The 8497-nt window shown below is 51.3% G+C and carries 7 protein-coding genes and 1 pseudogene (1 of these 8 cut by a window edge); 7 read left to right on the top strand and 1 reads right to left on the bottom strand.

The features are described 5' to 3' along the window. The 3 genes and pseudogenes from GTN70_07425 to GTN70_07415 all read left to right on the top strand — a co-directional run. Nucleotides 1-128 (top strand): annotated as a pseudogene (locus GTN70_07425) (DUF4070 domain-containing protein); it begins 1312 nt to the left of the window's first position. A 190-nt stretch (nucleotides 129-318) separates the two neighbouring features. Then, complete coding sequence (locus GTN70_07420; protein ID NIO16814.1) at nucleotides 319-1578, top strand: HD domain-containing protein; 1260 nt, start codon at nucleotides 319-321, stop codon at nucleotides 1576-1578. After that, the gene (locus GTN70_07415) at nucleotides 1575-2210 is read left to right on the top strand and encodes a hypothetical protein (GenBank protein ID NIO16813.1); all 636 of its coding nucleotides are present in this window, start codon (nucleotides 1575-1577) and stop codon (nucleotides 2208-2210) included. The genes GTN70_07420 and GTN70_07415 overlap by 4 nt, the downstream gene beginning before the upstream one ends. 11 nt (nucleotides 2211-2221) lie before the next feature. Here GTN70_07415 and GTN70_07410 read toward each other — a convergent pair whose 3' ends face one another. Next, nucleotides 2222-2485, bottom strand: coding sequence for a translation elongation factor-like protein (locus GTN70_07410; GenBank protein ID NIO16812.1), 264 nt, complete (start codon nucleotides 2483-2485; stop codon nucleotides 2222-2224). A gap of 641 nt (nucleotides 2486-3126) precedes the next feature. Here GTN70_07410 and moaC point away from each other — a divergent pair. The 4 genes from moaC to GTN70_07390 all read left to right on the top strand — a co-directional run bounded on the left by moaC (nucleotide 3127) and on the right by GTN70_07390 (nucleotide 8494). Next, a complete protein-coding gene (gene moaC / locus GTN70_07405) occupies nucleotides 3127-3609 on the top strand; it encodes a cyclic pyranopterin monophosphate synthase MoaC (GenBank protein NIO16811.1) in 483 nt (160 codons plus the stop codon). Between the two features lie 451 nt (nucleotides 3610-4060). Further along, nucleotides 4061-5701 (top strand): RNase J family beta-CASP ribonuclease, encoded by a 1641-nt coding sequence (locus GTN70_07400; protein ID NIO16810.1) that lies wholly within the window; start codon nucleotides 4061-4063, stop codon nucleotides 5699-5701. 19 nt (nucleotides 5702-5720) lie between these two features. After that, entirely contained in the window at nucleotides 5721-7853 is a 2133-nt protein-coding gene (locus tag GTN70_07395; protein NIO16809.1) for a DNA translocase FtsK, read from the top strand. Further along, nucleotides 7850-8494 carry a hypothetical protein gene (locus tag GTN70_07390; GenBank protein NIO16808.1) on the top strand — a complete coding sequence of 215 codons (645 nt, stop codon included), beginning with the start codon at nucleotides 7850-7852 and terminating at the stop codon, nucleotides 8492-8494. The genes GTN70_07395 and GTN70_07390 overlap by 4 nt, the downstream gene beginning before the upstream one ends. The last annotated feature ends 3 nt before the right edge of the window (nucleotides 8495-8497 follow it).

Raw genomic sequence — 8497 nt, 5'->3', positions numbered from 1 at the left:
TCGAACGGGGAAGGCTCGATTACTGGAAGGTTATCCTATGGTCGGCATTCAGGCGTCCCTCTCTTTTTCGCCTGGCCGTCAAGATCTACATATGCGGCTACCATTTCAGGAAAACGTTCCAGGTGTAACTTAGTTCTTTGTCCCGGCTGATAAGTTGGTTTATTATTAAATATTACGTTCGGTAGATTTAACTACCCGGATGGCGAGCGAAGAGGAGATGCAGCCGTGTTTAGAAGCATCAGATTTAAACTTTCCCTGGTCACCCTCATCCTGATCCTTTTTGTTACTGGGGCCTCCTCCTTTATCGTTACCAGCATAATGGACGGTTCGCTGCTCGAAGAGCTCGTGAAAAGGGGCTTTTCGATCACGGGGAGCGCCTCTACGGCCGCGGGATACAGCATCCTTTCAAACGACAGGCTTGCTCTCGATAACATTGCCGCGAAGATCAGGCAGTACCAGAAAGATATCGTATACGTGGCTATGGTCGATGAAAAGGGAGTGATCAAGGCACACAGCGACCTCGAGCAGATGGGAGAGGTGTTCAGGGAGATGGAGAGCGAGGTAATCCGCGAGGAGCCTGACGGCTCCCGGGTGAAAAAGGTAAAGAGGATGGGAGCGGTGTGCTATGAATTTACCACGCCTATCGTATTCGCCGATAAAGAGCTCGGGGCAATCTACCTCGGAATAGACGAGAAGACCCTGCTTTATTCCCAGAAGGCAGCCAGGAAAAAGATAGCCCTCGTATCCGGCATCATCCTTACCCTCGGAGTTGCCGGGGTATTTTTCCTTTCCGGGTTCATCACCACTCCCGTGAAACGGCTGATGGATGGCGTCATGAAGATGAAATCGGGCTTCTACAGGGGTGGGATAAAAGTGGTCTCGAAGGATGAGCTGGGGGATCTTACGCGAAACTTCAACGAGATGGCGAATATGATCATGGACCAGAAAGAAAGGCTGGAACATTCTGCCAAGGAACTCGAGGATGCTTATGTGGCGACGGTGAGGATTCTGGCGGCAGCGATAGATGCCCGGGATGAATACACCTTCGGGCATTCAGAGAGGGTTGCGAGACTATCGGTTCTCATCGCGCAGAACCTGGGTTTGTCCCAGGCCGAAGTGCGGGACCTTGAGATGGTGTGCCTTTTCCACGATGTGGGAAAGATTAAAACGCCCGACAGGATTCTCCACAAGATGGCTCCGTTAAATAACGAAGAGTACAAGTTGATGATGAAACACCCGGAAGATGGAGCCGATATTCTGCAACTGGCCAATTCTCTCCAGAAGCACGTGAAGGCAGTGCTGCATCATCATGAATGGCACAACGGCGAGGGATACCCTCATGGACTGAAAGATGGGCAGATTCCCCTCTTTTCATCGATTATCTCAATAGCCGATGCTTATGACGCAATGACCTCCTCACGCCCGTACAGGAAAGGTATGTCCACGGAAGAGGCAGTGAGGGAAATTCTCAAGTTTAGAGGGTCGCAGTTCAACCCAGAAATGACGGATGTGTTCGTCGAAATCATGGAAGATCTCAAGTTGAGCAGGGAGTTGAGAAAAAACGGGGTCAGCGGATGATCCCGGTTCGTGTCTGCCTTGCCATTTTTCTCATCAGCATCTGTTCGGTTCATGCCTGCACGCATACGGGTAAGAGTGTTGCAGACGGTGCGCACCAGAAGACACGGGATGATAATCGGGGGCCCGACCAGAAAGTGGGAATAAAATCCGATTTTGAGAACCAGGAGAAAATGGCCTACCTCGTGAGGAAAAAAAGCTATGCGAACACCCTTGATGGTATCAGGAAGGGAGTCGATGGGGGGAGGAAGGAAGTAAGCTTCGGCGATGACTACGTTTCTGCGCTCAACGGGAGGATAGCGGAAGGAAAGAGGAGGATGAAAGGCGAGGATTTTGAAAGCTCCGGGCTGCTTTTTCGCTCCGTTATAGAAATGTACCCGAAAACGAAGGAATTACGATCCAGAGTGAAGGAGAAACCGGAACAGATTGTCGCGTATATCAACCTGAGCTCTGAGAAGCTCATGGAAGTTGGCATGTCTCATTACAGGGAGGGAAATCTCGGAAATGCGATAAGGACCTGGAGAAAGGTCCTGAGGTTCAACCCTGATTACGCGGAAGCAGTGAAAGCGATAGAAACGGCAACGGTTCAGCTTAAGAACCTCAAATCACTTAAGAGAAAAGACAAGGAGCAGTGACCAAAATATTTTCACACCTCTTCCTCGATCAGATAGATTGTATCCTTGTTCCGTACCTTGTCTATTACCTTGATGCCTACCAGATCTCCGGAGGCTGCGGTTTCGACCGTCTTGTGCTCCACCTGCATCGATTCCACCACCTGGGAGAAGTCGCTCGTGGCGCCTTTTATCTTTATCCTGTCTCCCACGCTCAATGACCCCTCGTTGATCTTTATCGCGGCGACACCGATTTTGGCAAAGTAGTTTTCAACCACCCCTATCGGTTTTTCGGCCATGGTTCCCTCCTCTTATCTTTTCCTTTCTGTTCCCTGTTTAGCTTTTTCATATCCTTCAATGCAGTCGACGAAAGGTGCCTGTTTGCCCTCAATCCCTGTCCCTGCAGGAAAAAGATCTGTGCCCGGTAGGCAAATGCCCCCTGAACCGGTCCGTGCCCCCTTTGTTGCCTGCCCGGGGCACCTTTCTCCCGGTCTCTTTTCGATTAAATCATCTCATTTTTCCCCGTGTGTTACAACTTTCTACCAGACAAACGGATTCTTTCTGTCAAAGACGTTCCTGCTGATGAATTCGCGGGCCATGATATTGAGACTACTACAGGGAGAGGAAAAACAGAAACGGAAATACAACCCTCGATATTTTCGTTCTTCGAGGGGAATTTCCGGCGAACCTTGTGTGGTGACCATACATTTTTTCGCGATCTGGGGATCTTTGGTGATGAATGATCTGCATGCAGAAGGAAAGAGGTTGAACGAAATAACACCCGATGGTAAAAAGGTAAAAAATGGTGCCGGAAATAGCGGAGAGGGGAGATGATTTTTCTGTACGGGCTTTCCTCCCCGATAAAGATGTAAGCATTTGTTTCACATAAGAAACATCACGGTAAACCGTAAAATTTCATTCTGTTTGATCGGAGCAGCGCATGAAAAATTTTTCCCACATGAAAAGCGATGGGTCATCCCGTATGGTGGATGTCACCGGGAAGGAAAAAACACTCCGCGAGGCACAGGCCGCCGGGAAGGTTTCCGTGTCAGGCAGGGTTATTGCTCTCCTCAAGGAAGACAAGCTTCCAAAGGGCAACCTCTTCGAAGTGGCGAAAGTGGCGGGAGTCATGGCGGCCAAAAAGACGAGCCATCTCGTACCATTGTGTCACCAGATTCCCCTCGATGTCTGTGAAATAGATGTCGATCTTGATGAAGAGGCAAAGGAGATAAGGATCGTCTCCGACGTGCGGGCAAGATGGAGCACCGGAGTCGAGATGGAGGCCCTCGTCGCTGTTTCTATCTCCGCTGTAACCGTCTACGATATGATAAAGTCTGTCGACCGGGACGCGGTAATAGGCGATATCAAGGTCTTAAAGAAAAAAGGCGGCAAATCGGGCGACTACGAGAGGAAACCTGATTGACGAACCGGCTTCCTGGTGGCCAAAAGCTTCTTTATCACCCCATTCTTGACCGAAGCTCTCTTTCGGTGGATAATTTACATAATCAAAGGGATCTGCTGTTACCTTGAACGTGAGAAAAACAGGAAGAAGACTTACCATATTCGCCAGGACCCGGATAATATATTTCCCCACAACGCACTGCTCGATAGAGAACCATTGCCGACGTGTGAGACTTTCACGGATTCCGTCCTGGCTGCGCAAAGTGCAGTAAAATGGTCAGAGTGGTTGATAGAGTGGGAGTCTCGCGTGGGAGATCGATGACCATGTTTCCCGGAGGTGCGGGTATTATCGATCTGGTCTGGTCAAATAAGTTCAGGGAATGGACAGTGCATGAGATTTCCGATAATGTGGGAAATGGTATGACAAAGGGAGTGAATGTTCCTGATCGTTTTGATACGGTGGTGGTGAAAACATGACCATAACGATTTGTGCCCTCGGCGGCCTGGGAGAGATAGGCATGAACTGCCTTCTTCTGGACAGCGGAAGAGAGGCGGTGATAATAGATGCCGGGATCATGTTTCCCGATGACGGTATGTTCGGAGTCGATTATGTTATCCCTGACTTTTCCTCTCTCGAGCCGGTGAAGGACAGAATCCGCTGCATCTTTTTGACTCACGGCCACGATGATCACATCGGTGCCGTGCACTATTTGCTCCAGCTGGCGAATGTTCCCGTTTATGCCACAAATCTAACTGCCGAACTATTGAGGCTGAGGCTGGAGGAGCACGGTCCGGAATATACACCGGACATACGGGTTATAGAGAGAGATGGGGTCGTTCTTCTCGAGGATTTTGCGTTCGAGGCCTTTCCGGTGTGTCATTCAATCTCGGAAGGGGTGGGCTACATAGTGAGAACCGGCGACGGCGTTATCGTGCACACGGGGGATTTCAAGATGGACGACACGCCTTCAGACGGAGTCTTCACGGATCTTAAAAGAATTGAGGAGGTTGGAAAAGAGGGAGTGTCCCTGCTTTTTTCCGACTCCACCAATGTGGAGAACAGGGGAAGAACCATGTCAGAGAGGTATGTCAGGGAAACTCTCGACGGTCTCATGAGAAAGATTCCAGGAAGAGCCATAGTCTCCATGTTTTCCTCGAATATCGCCCGCCTGGCCGATACCATCGAAAGCGCTGCGCAGGACGGCCGAAAGGTGGCCGTAACGGGAAGGAGCATGGAGCAGAATTTGAAAATAGCCAGAAAACTCGGGTATGTTCATGACGGAGATGGGAGCCTGTTTGTGGATATCGATGGGATAGGAAAGGTCGATGACAGATCTCTTGCCATCGTGACCACCGGATCCCAGGGAGAGCCCCTGAGTGCTCTCTCACTCATGGCGAGAAATCAACACCGCTATGTAAAGGTGAAGGAGACGGACACGGTAATAATATCATCGAGATTTATCCCCGGTAATGAAAAGGCGATTTTCCGGCTTATTGACAACCTCTACAGGAGAGGGGCTGATGTGGTTTACCAGGCCATATCGGACGTCCACGTTTCCGGCCACGGGGGTCAGAAAGAGCTGGAGCGTATGGCCCGGGCTGCGGCACCGAAATACTTCGTTCCGGTTCATGGCGAGTACCGGCAACTCGTGCAGCACGCGATGGTCGCACAGAAGGCGGTTGATTGCACTCCCTTCGTCGTGGAAAATGGTGAGGTGCTCGTTCTTGAAGGCGGGGTTCTTCGTAAGGAAGGGGTTTTGAATGTGGGAAAAGTCTTCGTCGATGGAAAGGGTGTTGGCGATGTGTGTGAAATGGTGCTGCGAGAGAGAAAACATCTCTCCCGGGATGGTGTGGCGGTGGCGGTGGTCTGTTACGATGCCGGGAAGCAGAAGATCAGATACGGTCCGGAGTTGATCTGTGTGGGGGTTACCGATATCGATGCCGGAAACGGGATCATCGAAGGGGCAGAGAATATTTTGAGGGATGTGGTGATGGAATGCGGCCAGGTCGGGGGCGAGGAAGCGGTTTTGGAGATCCGGCGGGAACTGAGGCGTTTTTTCAACAGGCAGCTTTCGAGAAAACCGGTGATATTTCCCGTTTGGATAGATTATTGATGTCTCGGGGGTAACCTGCATGAGGGATGTGAAAAAAGAGGTCCTGGGGGTCATAAACGCTGCAATCGGCCTCTTACTGCTCATATCTCTTGTATCCTACAACCCCTTCGATCCATCCTTCTCGACCTTTTCATCGGAGATGATGAAAATATCCAACTGGAGCGGAAAGGTCGGTTCATACTCCTCGGATCTTCTCATTCAGTGGTTCGGAATAGGGGCTTTCCTGATACCACTGATATTCTTCTCCCAGGCAATTCTGTCTTTCCGGGGGCTCGGGACGCGGAAAATTCTCCTGAGGAGTATCGGCATATTTCTCGCCCTCGTCTCATCCGTGGCCATCTTGAGCATCTACTCGGAATACGTGAGGCTTTTCGGCGTGGATTTTTACCTTTCCGGTATAACCGGCTATATCATAGGGAAAAATGCCGTGAAGGCAATTTTCGGGAGCGTTGGGGGGAGCATAGTTCTCTTTTCATTTTTCGTCATTTCTCTGATGATGTCCACGGGGATATCGATAGGGGATTTACGCTCATTTCTCAACAGGAAGAAGGAGAAGAGGAAAAAGGTGAGGGAAAAGATAAAGGAGGATGCATCCCTCCGCAGCCTTGCGCGAAAAGGGATAGTGTTCAGCGACAGCATAGATGAGGCAGAAGAAGTAAAGATTGTGCGGGGCCCCGAAGAGAGCGGGAAAGAAAAGAGTGGTGTCAGGACGTTTGCCGGGCCTGTCCATTCGGAGTTCTCGCTGCCGTCCCGGAATCTCCTCGACAGCCCACCGGCGACGAGGCTGATTCCTGATGAGGATGATCTCAAGGAAAACGTACGGGTGCTGATAAAGGAGCTCAGGCAGTTTGGGGTTGACGGAGAGATAACCTCGGTAATGGCTGGTCCCATGGTTACGCTCTACGAGTTCAAACCTGCACCGGGTGAGAAGTTGAACCGGATAGTGAAGCTTTCGGAAGACCTGGCCCTGGCCCTGAAAGCGGAGAGCCTGAGAATCATAAAAAATATTCCGGGGAAGGGGGTTATGGGCATCGAGGTGCCCAATAAGAAAAGGGAGCGGGTCTATCTCAAAGAGATCTTACAGAGCGAAGAGTACCTTTCCTCCAAGCCCCCCCTGACCATATCCGTGGGCATGGACATTCTCGGGAGGCCTGTCGTTACCGACCTGTCCAAGATGCCTCATCTTTTGATTGCCGGCACGACGGGTTCCGGAAAAAGTGTGTCGTTGAACGCCATGATACTGTCGCTTCTGTTCAGGACGACCCCGGACGAGCTCCGCCTGATCCTCGTGGACCCCAAGATGCTCGAGTTCAATCCATACGACGGTATACCAAACCTTCTCCACCCTGTCGTTACCCAGCCCAAGGATGCCGCCAAGGTCCTCAGATGGGCAGTGGCCGAGATGGAAGGAAGATACAGGCTGATGATGGAAAACGGTGTGAGAAACATCGATTCCTACAACAACATGGTGCGCAAGAGGAGGTCGGCAAGGAAGGACGACGATGAATCATCGCTGCTTCCCTTCATCGTTATCGTGATCGACGAGCTATCGGACCTGATGCTCAGTTCGGCACGGGAGGTCGAGGAAGCTATTACGCGGCTTTCACAGATGGCACGGGCGTCGGGAATCCACCTCATCGTCGCCACCCAGAGACCATCTGTCGATGTGGTTACGGGCGTAATTAAGGCCAATTTCCCCTGCAGAATTTCCTTTAAAGTTTCCTCGCGCTACGACTCCTATACCATTCTCGGGCAGTACAGCGCCGAGTTCCTCCTGGGACAGGGGGACATGCTGTTCCTGCGGCCCGGCCCCGAAGGGCTCATCAGGGTTCATGCGCCATACGTATCCGAGGATGAGATCAAAAGAGTGGTGCACTTTCTCAAGAAGCAGGGGGAGGCAGCGTACGACGAGTCGGTTGTCAGTGAAGATATGGATGAGGCCGGAGGCGGCGTCGAGTTTCTGGACGAAAGATACGAGGAGGCGGTGAGAATAGTCGTTGAGACACGGAAGGCCTCGATATCCTATCTGCAGAGGAAACTGGGGGTAGGCTTCAACAGGGCAGCCAGGCTCATCGAAAAAATGGAGGAAGAGGGGATCGTAACACCGGTAGGTCCGGGAGGAAAACAGAGAGAGGTGAGGATTCGAGAATGACGTCATCCCTTCGCTCCGCTAAAAAGCGTGCACCCCTGTGCCTGCTTTTGTCTCTCTCGTTGCTCTATCTCGCATCCCCTGCGCTTGCTACCAGCGAAGGGAGTGAAGTCATCGCCGAGATAGAGAGGCGTTATCGCACCGTGACATCCATATCGGGAGAGTTCAACCAGGTCATGCCACTCGAGGGAATGGGTATTACCCGGGAAGCCAGGGGGGTTTTTTACATAAAGAAGCCCGGAAAGAGCAGGTGGGAGTATGCCGAGCCCGTCAGGCAGGTATTTATCGTGAACGGGGAATTTCTCTACTTCAAGAAGGAAAAGGATGAAAGCTTCAGGGAGACCAAGATTTCGGCACACCTCATCGGAATATATAATGTTCTGCTTGGAGGAGAGGGCAACCTCCCCGAGCTGTTTGAATTTTCGCGCGTTGAAACCGATGGGGAAAGTTATGCAAAGGTTGAACTGGTTCCTCTGGAGAAATTGAAGAGGGATGTCAGGAGAATAGTCCTGACCTGGAACAGAAAGAGCAAGCTTGTCGAAGAGCTTACGATTTTTTCTCTCACCGGTACCTCAAATACCCTCTCCTTCAGCCGGGTGGAGGTAAACCGGCCAATCTCTTCTCTCCTTTTTCGTATACAGTAGCAG

This window comes from Deltaproteobacteria bacterium, assembly GCA_011773515.1.
In the GTDB taxonomy this organism is placed as follows: Bacteria; Desulfobacterota; Deferrimicrobia; order J040; family J040; genus WVXK01.
This window is presented reverse-complemented; position numbering and strand designations above follow the sequence as displayed.